Source organism: Alkalihalobacterium alkalinitrilicum, from assembly GCF_002019605.1.
Classification (GTDB): domain Bacteria; phylum Bacillota; class Bacilli; order Bacillales; family Bacillaceae_F; genus Alkalihalobacterium; species Alkalihalobacterium alkalinitrilicum.
Map to the genome: position 1 here is coordinate 4,650,861 of NZ_KV917368.1, position 22,450 is coordinate 4,673,310.

Annotated in this window: 20 protein-coding genes and 1 other annotated feature; of the genes, 18 read left to right on the forward strand and 2 right to left on the reverse strand. The window is 37.7% G+C overall.

The features are described 5' to 3' along the window. Positions 1–37: 37 nt before the first annotated feature. Positions 38–610, forward strand: coding sequence for a TVP38/TMEM64 family protein (locus BK574_RS22500; RefSeq protein WP_078430156.1), 573 nt, complete (start codon positions 38–40; stop codon positions 608–610). A gap of 64 nt (positions 611–674) precedes the next feature. On the opposite strand, the gene BK574_RS22505 is transcribed toward BK574_RS22500, so the two are convergent. Further along, positions 675–1,058 (reverse strand): sigma-w pathway protein ysdB, encoded by a 384-nt coding sequence (locus BK574_RS22505; RefSeq protein ID WP_078430157.1) that lies wholly within the window; start codon positions 1,056–1,058, stop codon positions 675–677. A 222-nt stretch (positions 1,059–1,280) separates the two neighbouring features. Between BK574_RS22505 and BK574_RS22510 the strand changes: the two genes are divergently transcribed. Both BK574_RS22510 and BK574_RS22515 read left to right on the forward strand, forming a co-directional pair. Further along, positions 1,281–1,766 (forward strand): dUTP diphosphatase, encoded by a 486-nt coding sequence (locus BK574_RS22510; protein ID WP_078430158.1) that lies wholly within the window; start codon positions 1,281–1,283, stop codon positions 1,764–1,766. Positions 1,767–1,854: 88 nt separating this feature from the next. Continuing rightward, on the forward strand, positions 1,855–2,940 hold the full coding sequence (locus tag BK574_RS22515; protein WP_078430159.1) for a M42 family metallopeptidase: 1,086 nt from the start codon (positions 1,855–1,857) through the stop codon (positions 2,938–2,940). A gap of 242 nt (positions 2,941–3,182) precedes the next feature. Here BK574_RS22515 and sspI read toward each other — a convergent pair whose 3' ends face one another. Then, on the reverse strand, positions 3,183–3,392 hold the full coding sequence (gene sspI / locus BK574_RS22520) for a small acid-soluble spore protein SspI (protein ID WP_078430160.1): 210 nt from the start codon (positions 3,390–3,392) through the stop codon (positions 3,183–3,185). A gap of 145 nt (positions 3,393–3,537) precedes the next feature. Here sspI and BK574_RS22525 point away from each other — a divergent pair, with 145 nt between their 5' ends. From BK574_RS22525 to trxA, 15 genes are all read left to right on the forward strand, one after another. After that, the gene (locus BK574_RS22525) at positions 3,538–4,293 is read left to right on the forward strand and encodes a TrmH family RNA methyltransferase (protein ID WP_078430161.1); all 756 of its coding nucleotides are present in this window, start codon (positions 3,538–3,540) and stop codon (positions 4,291–4,293) included. Between the two features lie 68 nt (positions 4,294–4,361). Next, positions 4,362–4,599: a binding site (T-box leader), on the forward strand. A 129-nt stretch (positions 4,600–4,728) separates the two neighbouring features. Next, positions 4,729–5,763: a phenylalanine--tRNA ligase subunit alpha gene (gene pheS / locus BK574_RS22530; RefSeq protein ID WP_078430162.1), complete on the forward strand. Its 1,035-nt coding sequence runs from the start codon at positions 4,729–4,731 to the stop codon at positions 5,761–5,763. Between the two features lie 15 nt (positions 5,764–5,778). Next, complete coding sequence (gene pheT, locus BK574_RS22535; protein WP_078430163.1) at positions 5,779–8,205, forward strand: phenylalanine--tRNA ligase subunit beta; 2,427 nt, start codon at positions 5,779–5,781, stop codon at positions 8,203–8,205. A gap of 322 nt (positions 8,206–8,527) precedes the next feature. After that, the gene (gene zapA / locus BK574_RS22540; RefSeq protein WP_078430164.1) at positions 8,528–8,806 is read left to right on the forward strand and encodes a cell division protein ZapA; all 279 of its coding nucleotides are present in this window, start codon (positions 8,528–8,530) and stop codon (positions 8,804–8,806) included. Next, positions 8,799–9,338 (forward strand): CvpA family protein, encoded by a 540-nt coding sequence (locus BK574_RS22545; protein WP_078430165.1) that lies wholly within the window; start codon positions 8,799–8,801, stop codon positions 9,336–9,338. Before zapA ends, BK574_RS22545 begins: the two co-directional genes overlap by 8 nt. 204 nt (positions 9,339–9,542) lie before the next feature. After that, positions 9,543–11,255 carry a DNA polymerase/3'-5' exonuclease PolX gene (polX, locus tag BK574_RS22550; protein ID WP_078430166.1) on the forward strand — a complete coding sequence of 571 codons (1,713 nt, stop codon included), beginning with the start codon at positions 9,543–9,545 and terminating at the stop codon, positions 11,253–11,255. 33 nt (positions 11,256–11,288) lie between these two features. Next, on the forward strand, positions 11,289–13,649 hold the full coding sequence (locus BK574_RS22555; RefSeq protein ID WP_078430167.1) for an endonuclease MutS2: 2,361 nt from the start codon (positions 11,289–11,291) through the stop codon (positions 13,647–13,649). Between the two features lie 19 nt (positions 13,650–13,668). Beyond that, a complete protein-coding gene (locus BK574_RS22560; RefSeq protein WP_075388304.1) occupies positions 13,669–14,082 on the forward strand; it encodes a DUF350 domain-containing protein in 414 nt (137 codons plus the stop codon). Between the two features lie 279 nt (positions 14,083–14,361). Further along, a complete protein-coding gene (locus BK574_RS22565) occupies positions 14,362–16,074 on the forward strand; it encodes a long-chain-fatty-acid--CoA ligase (RefSeq protein ID WP_238458074.1) in 1,713 nt (570 codons plus the stop codon). Between the two features lie 302 nt (positions 16,075–16,376). Then, on the forward strand, positions 16,377–18,062 hold the full coding sequence (locus tag BK574_RS22570) for a long-chain-fatty-acid--CoA ligase (RefSeq protein ID WP_078430957.1): 1,686 nt from the start codon (positions 16,377–16,379) through the stop codon (positions 18,060–18,062). A 380-nt stretch (positions 18,063–18,442) separates the two neighbouring features. Next, positions 18,443–19,030: a TetR/AcrR family transcriptional regulator gene (locus BK574_RS22575; protein WP_078430169.1), complete on the forward strand. Its 588-nt coding sequence runs from the start codon at positions 18,443–18,445 to the stop codon at positions 19,028–19,030. Positions 19,031–19,075: 45 nt separating this feature from the next. Further along, positions 19,076–19,852: an enoyl-CoA hydratase gene (locus tag BK574_RS22580; protein WP_078430958.1), complete on the forward strand. Its 777-nt coding sequence runs from the start codon at positions 19,076–19,078 to the stop codon at positions 19,850–19,852. A 26-nt stretch (positions 19,853–19,878) separates the two neighbouring features. Continuing rightward, positions 19,879–20,649, forward strand: coding sequence for an electron transfer flavoprotein subunit beta/FixA family protein (locus BK574_RS22585; RefSeq protein ID WP_078430170.1), 771 nt, complete (start codon positions 19,879–19,881; stop codon positions 20,647–20,649). A gap of 14 nt (positions 20,650–20,663) precedes the next feature. Next, positions 20,664–21,638 carry an electron transfer flavoprotein subunit alpha/FixB family protein gene (locus BK574_RS22590; protein ID WP_075388300.1) on the forward strand — a complete coding sequence of 325 codons (975 nt, stop codon included), beginning with the start codon at positions 20,664–20,666 and terminating at the stop codon, positions 21,636–21,638. 232 nt (positions 21,639–21,870) lie between these two features. Further along, on the forward strand, positions 21,871–22,185 hold the full coding sequence (trxA, locus tag BK574_RS22595) for a thioredoxin (RefSeq protein WP_075388299.1): 315 nt from the start codon (positions 21,871–21,873) through the stop codon (positions 22,183–22,185). Positions 22,186–22,450: the final 265 nt, after the last annotated feature.

The following is a 22,450-nucleotide window of genomic DNA, read 5'->3' on the forward strand; positions in this document are numbered from 1 at the left end:
ATAAAATAAGGTAATTGCCATTGGAAGGGGGAAGACAGTGGAACAGTCGTTAGATTCCATTCAGTTTGTTATTGAGGAAAGTGGATGGTTAGCCCCTTTATTTTTTATCTTACTGCATGTATTAAGGCAAATTTTCTTTATTCCTGTTATTCTTGTTTGTCTATTAGGTGGTTATTTATTTGGTGTATTTTATGGCACGATCTATTCATTAGTAGGTTTAATTTTTACGAGTTTAGCATTTTATATCATTGCCAAAAAGTTCCCGAAAGTAACGACAAAGCTTTTCTATTTAAAGAAAAAATACTTTGGGTCCTATCATAGAATGAGTCTAGTACAGATGATGATTATCCGCTTAATGCCCTTTATTCATTTTCATTTAATTTCTTTATATTTACTTGAAATCTCAAAAAATGTAAGAGAATATACGAAGTACTCTTTCTATGCTTGTATTCCTCCTGCGTTTGTATTTACCGCATTCGGACATATGATTCATGAGTTACCACTTGTTTTAAGTTTAACGTTAGTTGGTCTTTTATTTATTGCATTTACATTTATCGGGAAGAAAGAAGTTACGTATAAGTGGAGTGATTTCTTTACCGCAAAATCATAAAAGGGAGAATAGTACTATGAGTAACTATTCTCCCTTTTTTAGTTTTTCACAGTGTTGGTGTACGTTATTGGTTACTAAGAAATTCTTTGACTGGACTTTTCCATTCAATTTGGGCACTCGGATAATGAATGAGTATTTCTTTTTCGATAACGTTAAAGTCTTCCCGATCTAAGCCTTGCAATAACTCTGGATTTTTTACCCGAACTTGTACAGAAATAACTTCAAACGCTTTATCTGTCGTTCCTAAATATTTCTCACCTTCAAATAGGACGCCTTTATACGTAACAAGAACATTTTTCCGTACATTTTGTTTCTCGTCATGGAAATGAAATTGCTTTTTTTCATGAGCAAGTTCAAATTTCCGCTTCGGGTTCGTAATGTATTTAATCGCACTATATATAATTAAAATAAAAGCAATAATGATTAATAAACGAAACAATAAGACCATTATAATTCCTCCTTTATCGTGGTCTGAAACATCCTTAACCTTACATACGAATTAAACGAAAAAAGGTTGCACATTTGCTATAATATTTGTATCCATTTTACTTTTGCTTGTGTAACCGCGATCTGTTCACTTTAACATAAAGAAAAATGAGTTAAGCAGAACGTTAATTTTATCTTATACTACAACTAAAAAGAATGAAAGTGATAAAAGGAGAGGACTACATTGAAAGTAGAAAAACTATTTGATATGCAACGGCAATTAAACGACAGAATTATAAGTGAACACCGACTGGAAGGACAAGATCTATTGGCGGAACAAATTCTTGCACTTGAAGTGGAACTAGGGGAATTAGCTAATGAAACGAGGTGCTTTAAGTATTGGAGTAATAAACCACCAGCAGATCGTCACATTATATTAGAAGAATATGTAGATGGGCTTCATTTTATCCTATCATTAGGGATTGTTTTGAAGTTTGAAAATGTAGAAATTCAAACGATACATTTTGAAGGTTCTTTGGTTCAAACTTTTCAGAGAGTTTATGATTTGATTACAAAATTACATGAACAAAAAACGTACGAAAGTTTCACGGGTTTATTTGATCTGTATTTATTTCTCGGAAAAAATTTAGGGTTTACACATCAAGAAATTGAGCAGGCATATTATGATAAAAATGAAGTGAATCATCAACGACAAGATGAAGGATACTAAACAGCATCTCTTCACAGTGATCGTTTGAGTATCGAAACACTTTTCGTATATACTAGAGTGGAATACATAATAGGGAGGACAATTACATATGGCAAATTTAGATCCAACGTTACAAATGTTAAAAGAGTTAACAGATGCTAACGGAATTCCTGGAAATGAAAAAGAGCCTCGCGAAGTTATGAAGCGTTTTATCGAGCCTTATGCAACAGAAGTTTACACAGATAATTTAGGAAGCTTAATTGCAAAGAAAACAGGGTCACAAGAAGGACCTAAAATTATGGTTGCAGGTCATTTAGATGAAATTGGCTTTATGGTCACGAGTATTGAAGATAAAGGATACCTACGTTTCCAAACTGTTGGTGGCTGGTGGGAGCAAGTCATGCTCGCTCAACGTGTCACGATTATGACGAAAAACGGATATGTACCTGGTGTTATTGGTTCGAAACCACCACATATTTTATCGCCAGAAGTACGTAAAAAGCCAGTAGATAAGAAAGACATGTTTATTGATATTGGTGCAACAAGCAAAGAAGAGGCGATGGAGTTTGGTGTACGACCAGGAGATGCTGTTGTTCCAGTTTGTGATTTCACTGTTATGAAAAATGAAAAATACTTAATGGCGAAAGCATGGGATAACCGTATTGGTTGTGCGATCGCAATTGAAGTATTAAAACAATTAAAAGATGTAGAGCATCCGAATACAGTCTATGGTGTAGGAACCGTTCAAGAAGAAGTTGGGTTACGTGGTGCGAGAACATCAGCTCACTTGATCCAACCAGATATTGGTTTTGGTGTAGATGTTGGTATTGCAGGTGATACACCTGGTGTTAGCGAAAAAGATGCACTTGCTAAAATGGGTGAAGGTCCACAAATTATCATGTACGACGCATCAATGGTTTCTCATAAAGGCTTAAGAGACTTTGTAACTTCAACTGCAGAAGAAAATAATATTCCATATCAATTTGATTATGTAGCTGGTGGAGGAACAGATTCAGGCGCGATTCACTTAACTGCAAATGGTGTACCATCACTTTCCATTACAATCGCAACACGATACATCCACACACACGCTGCCATATTACACCGTGATGACTTCGAGAATGCAGTAAAATTAATTGTAGAAGTGATTAAGAAGTTAGACTCGGATACAGTGAAAGAAATTACGTTCGATTAACTGCTAATTGACCGTGTTAGAGTGGTGGTCAAACCAGGAACGGACAATGCTTCCGTTATATGACAAATACGGGGATTGTATGATAGACAGTGGTGACGCTAATTAGCATACAATCAACGAAAGTTGATCTTTTATAATGGGCTAGTACGGTTTCGGGTTAAAGCAGGAGAATAATCAAATAAATTTCATAGGAAGTTGATTTTCATACTCGTCTTAAAAAAAAATCCGGCGAATTCGCCGGATTATCTTTGAAGACCATTTGTAATTTGAGATACCATCTGTTGCTTCTGATCTTCACTTGCATTTTTCCAATACACTTCGAATAGTACACCGAGTCCAGGTAACATTTTTTCTTCACCACTAGACATCGCATCAGCTATTGTTGCTTCGACTTGATCTTCGCTACTTCCTTGAACATTCGCTAGTATTGCCCCACGTAAATTAAAGCTCATCGCTTAGCACTCCTTCATTTGGTGGATATTTATTCTTTCTTTCTTAGTTTGTGAAATTTTTTGAGGTTTATGTATAATTTGGTGGGTATAATTAGAAAAGATTGTCTAAAATTGAAAGGTAAAGAAAAAGGGTGAGGAGTCTACCATGAATCGAATTGAATCGGTGAAAAACCCGAAAGTGAAACAGTGGAAAAAACTACATACAAAAAAAGGACGAGACGCAGAAAAGCAATTTATACTTGAAGGAACTCATTTAATAGAAGAAGCACGTACATCGGGGATTGTGCCAGAAGAACTAATTATATCCGAAGAATATGATGTGCCAAAAAGTTGGTCGGATTGGCAAGTTCCGATTACTTATGTGACGGACCGCGTGATGGTAGAGCTAAGTGAAACTCGAACTCCACAAGGTGTCATCGCTATCTGTCAACAGTTTGAGCATCTTTTAGCTCCTAAAAAAGGAAAATATCTATTTCTCGATGCCGTTCAAGACCCAGGTAATGTTGGCACGATTATCCGTACTGCCGATGCTGCAGGAATGGATGGGGTCGTGTTAGGTGATGGTTCAGTGGATCTATATAATGGCAAAGTCATTCGTTCAACACAAGGTTCGCTTTTCCATCTTCCGATAATAAGAGGTAACTTAAATGAGTGGGTTACTAACATGAAAACACTTGAAATCCCAGTTTATGGGACGGCGCTTGAGAATGGACGAGATTATAACGAAGTAGAGACAACATCATCTTATGCACTCATTGTTGGTAATGAAGGTGAAGGGGTTTCAAAAGAGCTATTAAAACAAACGGACTTGAACTTGTATGTTCCCATTTACGGTAAGGCTGAATCATTAAATGTCGCGATTGCAACAGCTATCTTAATATATGGATTGAGAAATCAATAATTCCACTTGCGCTGTGTGTTATTTTTTTCTATACTTTAATAAGTTTGATATTACATAACTCGATATTGTTAAAAGCGATGAAGGAGAGTAGTAAGCTGTCCATCACCATTTAGGGAGGAAATGTCTTAGACTGAAAGCATTTCTATGGTTGATACAGGTGAATTCACTCTTGAGCTAGCACTGGAACATAAGATTATTCATGATTAATCTTATTAAAGTGTATCGGTGAAAGCCGTTACCTAATGAAGTGAGTGATAGTGGATTCTATTGCTAATAAGGGTGGTACCACGAGCCATCGTCCCTTAATTTGGGGCGATGGCTCTATTTTTTTTACAATACAAAGTTCTTTCAAAGTGTACCATCTTTGTTAGACAATCGTTTTTTCCCAATAATCTAGGTACATTTTAGTTGTATATAAAAAGGAGGAAAAATCTAATGAAAGATCGATTAGAAGGTCTGAAAACAGAAGCGCTTGAAAAAGTGGCGCAAGCTGATACGTTAAAAGCATTACAAGATATTCGTGTCGCTTATTTAGGAAAGAAAGGTCCAATTACGGAAGTGTTAAGAGGGATGGGGCAACTATCAGCAGAAGAACGACCACTTATAGGGCAAATGGCCAATGATGTTCGTGCCGCTATTACTGAAAAATTAGAAGAAAAAGAGTCACATCTAGAAGCACAAGAAGTAGAGCGTAAATTAGCTGAGGAAAGTATCGATGTGACACTTCCAGGCAGACCAGTCGCAAAAGGAGCTCGTCATCCATTAACAGCGGTTGTTGAGCATGTCGAAGATGTTTTTATCGGAATGGGCTTTGAGGTGGCTGAAGGTCCAGAAGTTGAAACAGATTATTATAACTTTGAAGCACTCAACTTACCGAAAGATCACCCAGCACGTGATATGCAGGATTCTTTTTATATTACTAATGATTTGTTATTACGTACACATACGTCACCAGTTCAAGCCCGTACGATGGAAGAATATCAAGGACAAGGCCCTGTGAAAATCATTTGTCCAGGAAAAGTATTCAGACGAGATGATGATGACGCCACTCACTCGCATCAGTTTATGCAAATCGAAGGGCTTTACATAGACGAAAATGTCCGCATGAGTGATTTAAAGGGTGTTCTTGCTACGTTTGCTAAGAGATATTTTGGTGAAGAACGTACGATTCGTCTTCGTCCAAGTTTCTTCCCGTTTACAGAGCCTTCTGTTGAAGTGGATGTTTCGTGTGGAATTTGTGGTGGAAAAGGTTGTAGAGTTTGTAAACAAACAGGTTGGATTGAAGTGCTTGGCGCTGGTATGGTACATCCACGCGTTCTTGAAATGGGTGGATTCGATCCAAAGAAATATAGTGGCTTTGCTTTCGGTATGGGTGTTGAACGTCTCGCAATGTTAAAGTACGGTATTGATGATATTCGTCATTTTTATACAAATGACTTACGATTCTTAGAACAATTTAAACGAGTGTAAGAGGGAGGAAAGAATATGTTAGTTTCTTATAAATGGCTTCAAGATTATATAGATGTAGCGGATTTAACACCAGCTGAAATTGCAGACAGGTTAACTAAAGGTGGAATTGAAGTCGATATCATTCATTCACTAAAAAAAGGAATGAGTGGTGTCGTCGTCGGCCATGTTTTGGAATGTACACAGCATCCAAATGCGGATAAATTACGAGTGTGTAAAGTCGATGTTGGTGCAGAAGAACATTTACAAATTGTTTGTGGTGCAGCGAATGTCGGCGCAGGGCAAAAAGTAGCGGTTGCAACTGTAGGTGCTGTATTACCAGGAAACTTTAAAATTAAAAAAGCGAAGCTTCGTGGGGAATTGTCCCAAGGAATGATTTGTTCTCTTCAAGAGTTAGGAATTGAAGGTAAGTTAATTCCTAAAGAGTTTGCAGAAGGCATTTATAATTTTCCAGAAGAAGTGGAAGCTGGTCAAGATGCGCTTGAAGCATTGAATTTAACAGATGAAGTCTTAGAATTAGATTTAACGCCAAATCGCTCCGATTGCTTAAGTATGCTTGGAGTAGCCTATGAAATGGCTGCATTATTAGGTCGTGACGTAAAACACCCAACAATTGCGGAAAGTACAAGTAGTGAAAAAGCGGCAGATTACGTTTCCGTTCATGTCGAAGCGTCAGAAGAAAATCCGTATTACGGTGCAAAGGTTATTAAAAATGTAAAAATCGGACCATCACCTTTATGGCTTCAAAACCGATTAATAGCAGCGGGCATTCGCCCGATTAGTAATGTAGTAGATGTAACGAACTATGTTCTTATTGAATATGGTCAACCGTTACATGCATTCGATTACGATCGCTTTGGTTCAAAGGAAGTCCTCGTGCGTCGTGCTCGTGATGGTGAAGAAATTATTACGCTTGATGATGAAACACGAAAGCTCAGCGCAGATCACTTAGTCATTACAAATGGAACGGACGCAACCGCAATTGCTGGCGTGATGGGGGGCGCATTTTCAGAAGTTCAAGAAGATACAACGACGATCCTTTTAGAAGCAGCATATTTTAATGGACAAACTGTTCGAAAGGCGTCTCGAGATTTAGGGCTGCGTAGTGAAGCGAGTATGCGTTATGAAAAAGGTGTAGATCCTAAGCGAGTTCGTGAAGCTGGTGAACGTGCCGCACAATTAATTGCTGAACTAGCAGGTGGAGAAGTGTTAGATGGTTTTGTTGAGGTCGATACTTTAGATATTAAAGAACGAGAAGTAACTGTATCGACAGAAGGCGTAAACCGTCTTCTAGGTACGGACTTAACAGCAGAAGATATCGCTAAACTCTTTGCCCGTTTACAATTTCCTTATGTACAAAATGCAGAGGAGTTTGTTGTAACGGCACCAACAAGACGAAACGATATTTCGATTTCAGAAGACTTAGTTGAAGAAGTAGCTAGATTGTACGGGTATGATCATATCCCTACAACCTTACCACTGGGGCTAACAACAGCAGGCCATTTAACGGACTATCAAGCAGATCGTAGAAAGGTACGTCACGCACTAGAAACAGCAGGCCTTTATCAAGCCATTACGTATTCTTTAACAACACCTCGTAAAGCGACAGGCTTAAATAAAGAAAATGAGCATTTAACATCTGTAAAACTTTCAATGCCAATGAGTGAAGACCGAAGCACGTTAAGAACGAGCCTTATTCCTCACTTGTTAGATGTGGTTAGTTATAACTTAAATCGAAAAGTAAGTAATGTGGCGGTCTATGAAGTTGGTTCGATCTTTTTATCAGAAGAAAAAGAAGTCACAAAGCAACCAACAGAAAAAGAAATGGTCGCAGGTGCATTAACAGGAGTAGCACATAGTCATTTATGGCAAGGTGAAAAGAAAGTTGTGGACTTCTTCGTAGCAAAAGGGGTCGTTGAATCCCTTCTTTCAGAGCTTGGATTAACTAAGGCGATTACATTTGAACAAGTGAAAAAGCCAGGGTTACATCCAGGACGCACGGCGGCTGTTAAGTTGGAAGGAAACGAAGTAGGATTTATTGGACAAATTCACCCATCATTACAAAAAGAATTAGATATAAATGAGACGTACGTGTTCCAACTCGACTTAGAACAGTTGTTAAACTATAAACATGAAGACGTAGTATACGTACCTATTCCAAGGTTCCCGTCTATTTCTCGAGATATCGCTCTTGTTGTTGACGAAACGGTTCATGCGGGTAGTGTGCAACAAGTGATTGAAACCGCTGGCGGGCAACTACTGAAGAACGTTCAACTATTTGACCTTTATCAAGGTGAACATCTGGAAGCAGGTAAAAAATCATTAGCCTTTTCTTTAACGTATTTCGACCCAGAACGAACGCTAACGGACGAAGAAGTTAGTCAAGTTCATCAAAAGGTTCTCGATCAGTTAAAAGTTGAAATTGGAGCAGAGTTACGTTCATAAACGTAAATAAAAGCAGACGGATTCCTTAAGAGGAGTCCGGTCTGCTTTTATTAATTCCAAAAAAATGTAAAACTAAGGAGTGTTAATAGTATCCACTATTTGTAAGGTTATAAAACAAGCAATTCCTTGAATATAGTGTTCTGAACCATTATCCCGCAACTACTAGCAGTAATACCCTCACTGATGGAAGTTTCACTTTATGACAAATCGCTTCGTCTTAATATTTTCAACGTTAGCGCTTCATGTTATGATAGAACTTAGGATTTTTAAAACATACATGTTGAAAAATAAGAAGCCATAGATCGTGATGGGAGGCTTTGGGGTGTCAGAAGCAGGTAAAATCGAACGAACTCGAACGACTGTAACAATAAACGGTCAGCAATATACAATAGTAAGTCAAGAAGGAGCTACTCATGTTAAGGAAGTAGCTAAATATGTTGATCAAAAAATGAAAGAAATCAGAAAGCTTAATCCAATGCTAGATACAACTAGACTATCCGTTTTGACGGCATTAAATGTCACGGATGAATATGTGAAAATGACGAAAAGAATTAAACAACTAGAGGCAAAATTAAAGGAAGAGGAAGAAACAGATGTTTAGTATATTAATATTTGTTATATTAATTAGTAGTTTTTTCATTGGATTAAAAAGAGGGTTTATTCTTCAATTAATCCATCTTGTTAGCTTTTTTGTAGCGTTAATTGTGGCTTATTTGTATTATGGGGAATTAGCTTCTTACATTCGTTTGTGGGTACCGTACCCACAATTTTCTAGTGATAGTGCTTTTTCAATGTTCATAGAAGCGTTTAACTTTGAAAGTGTGTATTATTCAGGAATTGCATTTGCGATTTTGTTTTTTGGAACGAAAATCGCCTTGCATATTGTCGGTTCCATGCTAGACTTTGTAGCTCACTTACCAATATTACGAACGATTAACGGTTGGCTTGGTGGAGCGCTCTGCTTTTTGGAAGCGTATTTAATTCTTTTTATTGTATTACATGTGGCGGCTCTTTTACCGATTGAATTTGTTCAAACGCATCTACAACAATCCACACTTGCACATTTAATATTAGATTATACTCCATTTTTATCGAGTTGGATTAAAGAAATTTGGATTAATAATGAGCTATAAAACTGGGCGTGCTATCTATGCTCAGTTTTTTATTTGATTTTTGTAGACTATTATTTGTATGATCATAAAGATAGTATTTTTTTAAGCCATATGGTTCACAAAATTGGCTAATAAAACCGAAAAACGGACAATAAATTCATTAATCTCGACAATTAAAGGCTTGTTTGGAAAATAAATGAAATATTAAAAGAAAGGAAGACGAATGTGAATAAGAAAGACGTCATTAAAATACTCGAACTTATTGCAATATATATGGAGATTAAAGGAGAAAACTCATTTAAGGTTTCTGCTTATCGTAAAGCAGCACAAGCGTTAGAAAGTGATGAACGAACGTTAGTTGAAATTGAAGATCCTTCGAAATTAAAAGGCATCGGTAAGGGGACGAGTGAAGTAATACTTGAGTTGAAAGAAAAAGGGACGTCCTCCTTATTAGAAGAACTCCAAGCAGAATTACCATCGGGATTAATCCCATTATTAAAATTACCTGGGCTTGGCGGTAAAAAAATTGGTAAACTGTACCAAGAGTTAAATGTAACGGATCTTGAAAGCTTGCGTGAAGCATGTGAAACAAAGAAAGTACAAGTTCTTGCGGGTTTCGGCAAAAAAACTGAAGAAAAAATCCTCGCAGCGATTGCTGAAGTTGAAAATCGACCTGAACGTTTTCCAATCGCCTTCGTTCTGCCTATTGCAGCCGAAATTGAAGCACAGCTGACAAACTTTCAAGACATTGATCAATTTTCAAGAGCGGGGAGTTTACGTCGGTTGAGAGAAACGGTTAAAGATCTTGATTTTATCATTAGTACGAACGAGCCAGAAAAAGTAAAAGAGCAGTTGTTAAGTCTCCCACGAATAGTTAATGTGATTGCAAGTGGTAATACTAAAGTATCCGTAGAGTTAGAGTATGACTATTTAGTAGGTGTTGACTTTCGACTTGTTAAACCAACTGAATTTGCAACAACGTTACACCATTTTACAGGTTCAAAAGACCATAATGTTAAAATGAGACAGCTAGCGAAAGAACGGGGCGAAAAAATAAGTGAATACGGCGTTGAAAATATTGAGACTGGGGAAGTGAAAACATTTGATACGGAAGAACAGTTTTTCAACCATTTTCAATTATGCTTTATTCCCCCTGAAGCAAGGGAAGATCAAGGGGAAGTAGAATTTTCAAAAGGAAAGTTAGATCTTATTGATATGAAGGACATTAAGGCAGACCTGCATATGCATACAACGTGGAGTGATGGAGCTTATTCTTTGAAAGAGATGGCTGAAGCGGCCCGCGCTAAAGGGTACTCGTATATCGCGATAACGGATCACTCTCAATATTTAAAAGTAGCTAACGGTTTAACAGAAGAACGGTTACAAGAACAAATGAAAGAAATAAAACGACTGAATGAACAATACGAAGACTTTAAAATTTTTACGGGAATTGAAATGGACATTTTACCGAATAGTACCCTCGATTTTTCTGATGAATTATTAGAACAAGTCGATTTTGTCATTGGTTCGATACATTCTTCCTTTTCCCAAGACCGTGAGACTATTATGAAACGATTGGCGGCTGCATTACGTAATAACCATGTAGACTTAATTGCTCATCCGACTGGACGTTTAATTGGGAGAAGAAGCGGCTATGACGTAGATATTGAAATGCTTATTGACTTAGCCAAAGAAACAAATACAGCTCTAGAATTAAATGCAAACCCTCACAGGCTCGATTTATCTGCTGAATGGCTGAAAAAAGCACAAGAAGCAGGAGTGAAACTGTCGATCAACACTGATGCACACCATTCTGACCATTTTGATTTTATGGAAATAGGAGTAGGTGTTGCAAGAAAAGGAATGATTAAAAAGGAATCGGTCATAAATACGTACACAAAAGAAGAGTTTGAGCGGTATATTAACCGCCATCTTTAAAACGTAAGTGGCATTAGAAAGGAGCAATTGCTCGTGCAAGAAAGAGTTATTCGAGTTTTAGAATATGAAAAGATGAAAAAGCAGCTTGTAGAGCACGTTTCCTCTTCATTAGGAAGACATAAAGTAGAGCAACTCATACCGTCTACTTCGTTAGAGGAAATCTCACAAAAACAAAATGAAACATTTGAAGGAACGAAAGTATTACGACTCAAAGGACAAGTTCCATTAGGTGGGATTTTTGATATTCGAGCGAGTGTCAAAAGAGCAGGCATTGGTGGAGGATTGTCACCTTCTGAGTTAATTGAAATTAGTAGCACGATTTATGGGGGTCGACGTTTTAAACATTTTATAGAAGATTTAACAGAAGATGGAGTAGAAATTCCGTTACTGCAACAGCTAGCAGGAGATATTGTTCCACTTACTGATCTTGAAAGAGCGATCAAACAGTGTATTGATGACTATGGAGAAGTGTTAGATTCAGCTAGTCAAGCATTACGAACAATACGCCATCAAATTCGGAGCTTTGAGTCAGGGATAAGATCAAAGTTAGAAAATGTGATTCGATCTTCTTCTACACAAAAGATGCTATCCGATGCGTTAATTACGATTCGAAATGATCGATTTGTTGTGCCTGTGAAGCAAGAATATCGAGGATCCTTTGGTGGAATTATTCATGACCAATCGGCATCTGGAGCGACGTTATTTATTGAACCGCAAGCGGTCGTTACGATGAACAACCAGTTGCGAGAAGCGAAGGCAAAAGAGACAAAAGAAGTCGAACGGATTTTAGCAGAACTATCGGCACAAGTCGGAGAACATACAGATGAACTACTCGTCTATGTTGATATATTAGGCGATGTTGATTTTATATTTGCGAAAGCACACTATAGTCATAGATTGAAAGCCGTACAGCCCAAACTAAATATCGACGGGCACGTTGAATTATTTAAGGCGAGACACCCTCTTATTCCTCATGATGAAGTCGTGCCGATTGATGTAGAGCTTGGAAAAACGTTTTCGTCACTAATTATTACGGGTCCGAATACGGGAGGTAAGACGGTCACATTAAAGACGATCGGTTTACTTACCCTCATGGCTCAATCAGGTCTTCACATCCCCGCGGAAGAAGGATCCGAAATGGCTGTGTTTCAATCGGTATATGCCGATATAGGCGATGAACAATCCATTGAGCAAAGCTTAAGTACGTTTTCGTCACATATGGTCAATATCGTAGAGATTTTAAAGCAAGTCGATCATGAAAGTCTTGTGTTATTTGATGAATTAGGCGCTGGAACCGATCCGACAGAAGGTGCGGCATTAGCAATTGCAATATTAGATCATGTCTACCGTTGCGGAGCGAGAGTCGTGGCAACCACTCATTACAGTGAACTAAAAGGTTATGCTTACAATCGTGAAGGTGCGATGAATGCGAGTGTTGAATTTGATGTAGAAACATTACGACCGACGTACCGGCTACTGATTGGCGTTCCAGGTCGAAGTAATGCTTTTGCCATTTCAAGGAGACTCGGTCTTTCTGAAGAAATTATCGATTTAGCAAAAGCGCAAATTAATACAGAAAATAGTCAAATCGAGAATATGATTGCTTCTTTAGAAGAAAGTAAAAAATCCTCTGATGCCGAATGGGAAGAAACCATCAAGCTCAGAGAAGAAGCCGAGAAGCTGAGAAATGAACTAATTGAGAAATTAGAGATACTTGAAGACGAAAAAGACAAAGTATTTGAAGAAGCAGAGAAGAAAGCAGAAGAAGCGGTAAGGAAAGCCCGTGAAGAAGCAGATGAAGTCATAAAAGAGTTACGGATATTACAAAAAGATGCGAAAGTGATAAAAGAACACCAACTCATTGAAGCAAAAAAACGCTTAGAAGAAGCAACGCCTTCGCTCAAAAATAAGAAAAGACAACAAAAGATGAAAAAGGCGACTAAACATCAAGAATTAAAGCCTGGCGATGAAGTAAAGGTTATTAGTTTCGGGCAAAAAGGCCATATCGTAGAAAAGGTAAATGATAAAGAATACCAAGTACAACTGGGTATTATGAAAATGAAAGTACGAATCGACGATATTCAATATATTGATCGACCAAAGCCAGTAGAAACCAAACCGTTAGCAACCATCAAAGGGGCGGACCATCATGTAAAACCAGAACTCGATTTAAGAGGGCAGCGATATGAAGAGGCGTTATTAAAGTTAGAAAAATATTTAGATGATGCACTCTTAGCTGGGTACCATCAAGTGTCGATTATCCATGGTAAAGGTACAATGGCTCTTCGTAAAGGAGTTAAAGAATATTTAAAAAAACATCGCCATGTGAAGTCTTCTAGAGATGGGGGCATGAATGAAGGTGGACTCGGAAATACAGTTGTAGAATTTAAGTAAATAAAGGGCGGTTATTTTGATGGCTAATCTTTTTGAAAATCTTTATATTCAAACCGCAGCATACTACAGCGTGTCCGTACTTGCTATCATTGTTTTTTTAGCTGTATTTGAACTCGTAACAAAATATAACAATTGGGAGGAGATTAAAAAAGGGAATATAGCTGTCGCACTTGCGACAGGTGGAAAGATTTTCGGTGTAGCGAATATCTTTCGCTTCTCTATCCTTCACAACGATTCAATATTAGAGATGCTCGGATGGGGTATCTTCGGCTTCATGCTTTTATTATTATGTTATTTTATGTTTGAGTTTTTAACGCCAAGTTTTAAGGTCGACCAAGAAATTGCCAATGATAATCGTGCTGTCGGTTTTATCGCTATGGTCATTTCGGTTTCGCTTTCTTATATTATTGGCGCGAGTATAATTTCTTTGTAACTGGAGTAGGAGGAATTTTTTAGTGGAAACACTTTGGAAAGTTCTTTATATATTATGTGGTCTGTTTATTCTTTTAGGAGTTATTTTTATGTTATTTAATTTATAAACGGGTAAAAAGTGTATTTGTATAGCGGAAGCGGTAGGGACATTTCGATGTTTCTACCACTTTTTTCGAAAAATTTTAATAAATCAGTTTAATTTTGCAACCGTTTACATTACAATAGAGTTAGAGAGGGAATGGTTGGAAAGGAGACTAATAAAAAAGGGAGGTTTTTAACTGTGACAACAACGGTTGAAAAGCGCTGGCTAGAGCATTACCCAGAAGAAATACCGACATCAATTCAATATCCTGAAAGGAGCCTTCAATCGTACTTAAAGGAAGCAGCAGAACAAGTACCAGATAAGAAGGCGATTTACTTTATTGGAAAAGAATTAACGTACCAGGAACTTTATACTTTAGCAAAAAAGTTCGCTAATCAGCTACAAGGCCTGGGTATTAAAAAAGGTGATCGAGTAGCGATTATGCTAGCGAATACTCCTCAGTCTGTTATTTGCTATTATGGAGCTCTGATGACTGGAGCTATTGTCGTCCAAACCAATCCATTATATGTTGAACGGGAAATAGAACATCAGTTGAATGATTCAGGAGCAAAAGTTATTGTTTGTCTGGATTTAGTTTATCCCCGTGTAGCAAAAGTACGAAATAAAACAAACTTAGAACATGTCATTGTCACAGGCATTAAAGACTTTTTACCTTTTCCAAAAAATTTAATTTACCCATTTATTCAAAAGAAAAACACAGGAATTACAGTAGACATTACGTATGATGCTAAGACGATTAATTTTGCTGATTTTCTAAAAGCGGGTTCTGAAAAAGAGATGGATATTCCAATCTCACCAAAAGAAGATTTAGCTTTATTACAATATACAGGTGGGACAACTGGGGTAGCAAAAGGTGTCATGCTTACACACCATAATTTAGTTGTGAATACGACGCAATGTTTACAATGGATGTATAAGATGAAAAAAGGAGAAGAACGTATTCTTGCTGCTTTACCTTTCTTTCACGTCTATGGCATGACCGTTATTATGAATGTGTCCATTATGTATCATTCTAAAATGATTGTTCTTCCAAAATTTGAGCCAAAAGATGTACTAAAATCAATTGATAAACAAAAAGTTTCGATATTCCCTGGTGCACCTACGATGTACGTAGCACTGATTAATAATCCTGATATCCAAAATTATGACTTATCTTCGATTGAAGCTTGTCTTAGTGGGGCTGCCCCATTGCCACTTGAAGTTCAGCAACGGTTCGAGCAGTTAACAGGTGGAAAGCTCGTTGAAGGGTATGGATTAACCGAAACGTCTCCAGTTGCGATATCAACACCAATTTGGGGAAAACGAAAAGAAGGTAGTATCGGTATTCCTTGGCCTGACACTGAAGCTGTTGTTTTGTCAGCTGAAACAGGCGAGTTTGCTGAACCTGGTGAAGTCGGTGAAATTATGATCCGTGGACCACAAGTGATGAAAGGCTACTGGAACCGACCAGAAGCGACAGCAGCTACATTTAAGGACGACTGGTTCTTAACAGGAGATATGGGGTACATGGATGAAGAGGGATTCTTTTATATTGTTGACCGTAAGAAAGACATGATCATTGCTGGCGGATTTAACATCTATCCACGTGAGATCGAGGAAGTCTTGTATGAACATGAAAATATTCAGGAAGCTGTTGTTATCGGTGTCCCTGATCCGTATCGCGGTGAAACAGTTAAAGCATTTGTCGTCCTCAAGGATGGAAAAAGCTTAACAGAAGATGAACTCGATAAGTATTGTCGAGCACATTTAGCAGCTTATAAAGTACCAAAGCTATACGAATTTAGAGATGAATTACCAAAAACACTTGTAGGAAAGATTTTAAGACGCGTCCTCGTGGATGAGGAAAAAGCAAAACTCGAAGAACAATCGGAAGAGACACAAACTTCATAACTTTAAAAAGTGGCTACCGCATCTTTGCGAAGCCGCTTTTTTATTATGTTTTCTACAATTTGACTAATAATAAACTTCTACTAATGAAGCTGATTTTGGCTGGCTCATAAACGAATAAAGTCGTAATGTAAAATTTCAAATACAACTAATTTTTGTACATTTAAATAAAAAATATTAAAAAAATTAAAAAAATCTATTTAAAAATGAATGAACATTCATTACAATGTAGATTAGAGAGAATGAATGCATTGTAGGAAAAAGGAGAGACTTAAGGAGGAATTCGCTTGGCACAGGTTACAGAAATGAATTGGCACAATAAATATCCTAAAGAAGTCCCTCATTCTATTAACTATGAAGATCAAACATTACATGGTCTTCTCAAAGATACGTATGAGAGATCTCCTTCTAAAAAGGCAACTTACTTTTTCGGTAAACAAATGACGTATGCTGACTTGTTTCGTTCTACGTGTAAGTTTGCAAACGCTTTAATGGAAGCAGGCTTAAAAAAGGGAGATCGCGTTTCCATCATGTTGCCTAACTGTCCTCAAGCGGTTATAGCCTATTATGGAACTTTAATGGCAGGTGGTGTGGTTGTTCAAACAAATCCACTTTATATGGAGAGAGAATTAGAACACCAATTAGCTGATTCAGGTGCAAAATTTATTTTATGTTTAGATTTGCTTTATTCACGAGTCATGAAAGTAAAACATAATACGAAAGTTAAACAGATAATTGTAACCGCTATCAAAGATTATCTACCATTCCCAAAAAACTTAATCTATCCGTTTATTCAAAAGAAAAATTACGGCTTCAAGCCTCAAGTGACGTACAATAATACAACGGTAAGCTTTCTTTCATTTTTATCTAAAGGTAGTGAAGACCCACCACAAGTTGAAGTCGATGCTAAGGAGGATCTAGCATTACTTCAATATACTGGTGGGACAACAGGATTAGCTAAAGGAGTAATGCTGACACACCGTAACCTTGTAGCGAATACAACCCAATGCTTTCATTGGATGTACAAAATAAATAGTCAAGAAAATCGGACACTTGCCGCACTCCCATTTTTTCACGTGTATGGGATGACGGTTTCCATGAATATTTCCATTATGACTGCTGCACAAATGTTTATAGTTCCTAAATTTGACCCAAAAGAAATTTTGCAAATTATTGATAAGCATAAAATTACCATTTTCCCAGGTGCACCAACAATGTATATTGGGTTAGTCAATCATCCAGACATTCAAAACTATGATTTATCTTCGATTGAAGCTTGTATCAGTGGATCCTCATCATTACCTGCGGAAGTACAGGCAAAATTTGAAGAAATAACGGGTGGTAGATTAGTTGAAGGTTACGGGTTAACGGAAGCATCACCTGTCACGCACTGTAATCCAATTTGGGAAGATAGGCGTGCTAGTAGTATTGGTTTACCTTGGCCAGATACAGATGCGGTTATTTTTATTGAGCCTGGAGAAGTGGCGAAACCAGGAGAAGTTGGTGAACTAGCGGTCTGCGCACCACAAGTGATGAAAGGTTATTGGAATCGTCCTGAAGAAACCCAAGCTACATTCTATGAAGATTGGCTACTAACAGGAGATATGGGGTATATGGATGAGGATGGTTATTTCTATATCGTGGATCGTAAGAAAGATATGATCATTGCGGGTGGATTTAACATCTATCCAAGAGAAATTGAAGAAATACTATTTGAACACGAAGCGATACAAGAGGCAGTTGTTATTGGTGTACCAGACCCGTATCGCGGTGAAACGGTTAAGGCATTTGTTGTAACAAAAGAAGGGGTTTCAGTTTCTGAAAAAGAGCTCGATGCGTTTTGCCGAGATCAACTAGCAGCTTATAAAGTCCCAAGACATTATGAATTCCGTACTGAACTACCAAAGACAATGGTAGGAAAAGTATTACGACGTGTACTTGTAGAAGAAGAAAAGAAAAAGCAAAATGATCGAGTGAAAATATCGAGTTAACATGAAGGCTGGCTTTGCCAGTCTTTTTACTTTATTAGGATGATATTTATCAAGTTATTCTAATGTTCACAAAAATATCAAAAACAATCAACCACTAGAAACTAATGGAAAAACACTAGGAATGAACGTTACTATGAAAACATTTTCGAGTTTTTTTAAACGATTGACTATGTTCACAAATGTTTCATACATTGATTTGCTATCGTTTTCATTATATGATAGAAATAGAGTAAGAGTTATTTTATGTTGAAAAATTCTTACAACTTCAATAATTTCGTTGACAAATTACGGCCCTTACAATAAAATATGAAATATGAATGAATGGTCATTCATTTTACTGAGCAACTTAACTTAATTGTTGCTTTGAAAGGAAGAATGCCATGGGAAAGAAAAAAGGACCTAAATACGATCAAATTATTGAGGCAGCGGTAAAGATTATTGCTGAAAATGGCTACCATCATGCTCAAGTATCGAAAATTGCAAAAGAAGCTGGAGTGGCTGATGGAACAATCTATCTTTATTTTAAAAACAAAGAAGATATTCTCATTTCATTGTTTGAAGAAAAAATGGGTAGGTTTGTTGATAAGATCCAAGAAAAGATTGAAGGGAATTTAACCCCAAAAGAGAAACTTATTATTTTAGTTGAAATGCACTTTAGTCAACTGTCGGCTAATCGAGCGCTCGCTATTGTTACTCAACTCGAGTTGCGTCAATCGAATGCTGAGCTTAGGGTGAGAATCAACGAAGTGTTAAAGAAGTATTTAGACTTAATTGATAGTGTTTTAATTGACGGCAAAGAAAGCGGTTACTTCTCAGAAGATTTAGATTACCGGTTAGCAAGACAAATGATTTTTGGTACACTAGATGAAGTCGTTACAAACTGGGTAATGAAAGAATGTAAATATGATTTGATCTCACTTGCAAAGCCAATGCAACAGTTGTTGTTAAATGGTATCTGCAGTAGATAATAGAAAAAGAGGATGCTTACCATGAGAGGAGTGAGAAAAGACAGAATGGAGACCATTTCTGTAAAAGTGGAGCAACAGATTGCCACAATCACTTTAAATCGACCTCCAGCGAACGCCTTATCATCTCTATTATTACAAGAGTTGGCACAGGCCTTTAATGAGGTTGAGCATAATGAAGATGTGAGTGTTATCATTCTTCATGGAGAAGGGCGCTTTTTTGCCGCAGGAGCAGACATTAAAGAATTTACTACACTTGAAAGCGGTAACAAGTTTGCTGAATTAGCAAGAAAAGGTCAAGAGTTATTAAATCGTATTGAAGCTTTTCCAAAACCAGTAATCGCAGCTATTCATGGTGCGGCTTTAGGTGGAGGATTAGAAATAGCAATGGCGTGTCACATTCGTCTAGCGACAGAGGATACGATGTTGGGTCTACCTGAACTTCAGTTAGGGTTAATTCCTGGATTTGCAGGGACGCAACGGTTACCACGTATCATAGGTAAAGCAAAAGCAACAGAATTAATTTTAACGAGTGAGCCAATTACTGGATCTGAAGCATTATCTTTAGGTCTTATAAATTCCGTATATTCTGAGCGAGCGCTCATGATGGAAGAAGCTTATAAACTAGCAGGAAAAATTGCAAAGAAAAGTCGTTATACTATGAAGCTAGCATTAGAAGCTTTATCATATGCACAAGATTCGAATTTTACTGAAGGTTTAGAAAAAGAAGCTGAGCTCTTTGGATTTGCTGGAGAGTCTCATGATAGCAAAGAAGGAATCCAAGCTTTTCTTGAAAAACGTAAACCAGAATTTCAAAATAAATAAGTTAACCAATTTAGGGAGGGACTACAATGAATATTTTCGTTATTATGAAACGTACCTTTGATACGGAAGAAAAGATTGTCCTCAATGGTGGACAAATTGATGACAGCGGAGCTGAATTCATTATCAACCCATACGATGAGTACGCAATTGAAGAAGCAATCGTTCTTCGTGATGAGCACGGTGGAGAAGTTACTGTTGTAACAGTAGGAACAGAGGATGCTGAAAAAGAACTTCGTACCGCTCTAGCAATGGGTGCTGATAAAGCAGTTCTTATTGATAGTGAAGACGTTGAAGAGACGGACCAATTCACAACAGCTACTTTGCTTGCAACCTACTTAAAAGACCAAGAGATTGATATTATTTTAGGAGGAAACGTAGCGGTAGACGGTGGTTCTGGACAAGTTGGACCTCGTGTTGCTGAAATGCTAGGTATGCCTTCTGTAACGACAATCACTAAGTTAACGATTGATGGAAATACAGCTACAATCGTACGTGATGTTGAAGGTGATGAGGAAACGGTTGAAGTTTCATTACCGGTACTTGTAACAGCTACACAAGGCTTAAACGAGCCTCGTTACCCATCTCTTCCAGGGATTATGAAAGCGAAGAAGAAGCCATTAGAAACACTTGATTTAGATGACCTCGATTTAGAAGAAGAAGATGTAGAAGCAAAATCAAAGACGGTAGAAATCTTACTACCACCACAAAAACAAGCAGGTAAAGTTCTTGAAGGCGAAATGGATGCTCAAGTAAAAGAACTGGTTTCATTATTAAAGTCTGAAGCAAAAGTCATATAATTGGGGGGATCAACATGGCAAAAAAAGTACTAGTTTTAGGTGAAATTCGTGAAGGTGAACTTCGTAACGTTTCGTTTGAAGCAGTTGCAGCTGCAAAACTAATTGCAGATGGTGGAGAAGTAGTTGCTGCATTATTAGGTGAATCAGTAGGTGACTTAGCAGACGCTATGATCCATTACGGTGCTGATCGTGTAGTTAAAGTTGAACATGCTGACTTAAAAGTATATACAACAGATGCTTATCAACAAGGCATTCTACAAGTTATGGACGTTGAACAACCAGAAGGTGTTGTTATGGGACATACTTCAATAGGTAAAGACGTGTCTCCTCGTATTGCTGCGAAATTAAACGCTGGTTTAGTTTCCGATGTAGTAAACATTGAAGTGGACGGTGGTGAGCCTGTTTTCACACGCCCGATCTACTCTGGTAAAGCCTTTGAGAAAAAGCAAATTGAAGAAGGAACAGTTCTCGTAACCATTCGTCCAAATAACATTGAGCCATTAGAGAAAGATGAGTCTCGTTCTGGGGATGTTGGAAGTGTTGCTGTAGAAATTAAAGACCTTCGTACGATTGTAAAAGAGGTTGTACGTAAAGCTACAGGTGGGGTTGACCTTTCAGAAGCAAAGATTATCGTTTCTGGTGGACGTGGAGTGAAAAGTGCTGACGGTTTCAAGCCACTTCAAGAACTTGCGGATGTATTAGGCGCTGCAGTAGGTGCATCTCGTGGTGCGTGTGATGCGGAATATTGCGACTACGCTCTACAAATCGGGCAAACTGGTAAAGTGGTAACGCCTGACCTTTACTTCGCATTCGGTATTTCTGGAGCAATCCAACATTTAGCGGGTATGTCTAACTCTAAAGTAATCGTTGCAGTTAACAAAGATCCAGAAGCACCGATCTTTGAAGTTGCGGATTACGGTATTGTTGGTGACTTATTTGATGTAGTACCTTTATTGACAGAAGAGCTTAAAAAAGTAGTTGTATCTTAATAAAGTAAGAGAAAAGCCGTCTCATTTTGAGGCGGTTTTTTGGAATTATAATTTTACATATTAAATAAAGGTATGAAGAGACATAAACAATTCAACCGTATTCGAGTGAAGAGCGTTATTTTTTTGTGAAAATGGGTATGATACATAGGTGAGCAACATAATAGCATTCGGAATACCGTAGTGTTATAATTCATTTTGTAGAAGAAGTTGGATTATAAGGAGGAAATTAATAATGGCAATTGTAAATGCTACTGACCAAAACTTTGCAACTGAAACTGGTGAAGGTGTTGTATTAGCGGACTTCTGGGCTCCGTGGTGCGGACCGTGTAAAATGATCGCTCCTGTTTTAACAGAACTAGAGGAAGAAATGGGCGACAAAGTGAAAATCGTCAAATTAGATGTTGATGAAAATCAACAAACGGCTGGGAAATTCGGTGTTATGAGTATCCCTACTCTAATGGTTTTCAAAAACGGTGAAAAAGTGGACCAAGTTGTTGGTTTCCAACCGAAAGAAGCGCTTGTTGAGCTAATAAATAAACATCTATAATCAATAGACCCGACTCCGTTCTGCGGAGTCTTTTTATTGTGTGCCAGGCATGGCAACTATCTAGGTGGTGAAAGTCCACTGTGGGGGTACACATCGACCAACCACTAAGGAAGCGCAAGGTACTTATCGTGAGGTAAGGGCTAGAGGAAGCGTGGAATAAAATCTTGGCTCGACGAACAGAAATCGGATACCAAGGCTTTATAAAGGGATGAGGCTCCATGACAAGGCAAAGTCCAAAAGATGTGCGTAACTTTATAGAGTAAAT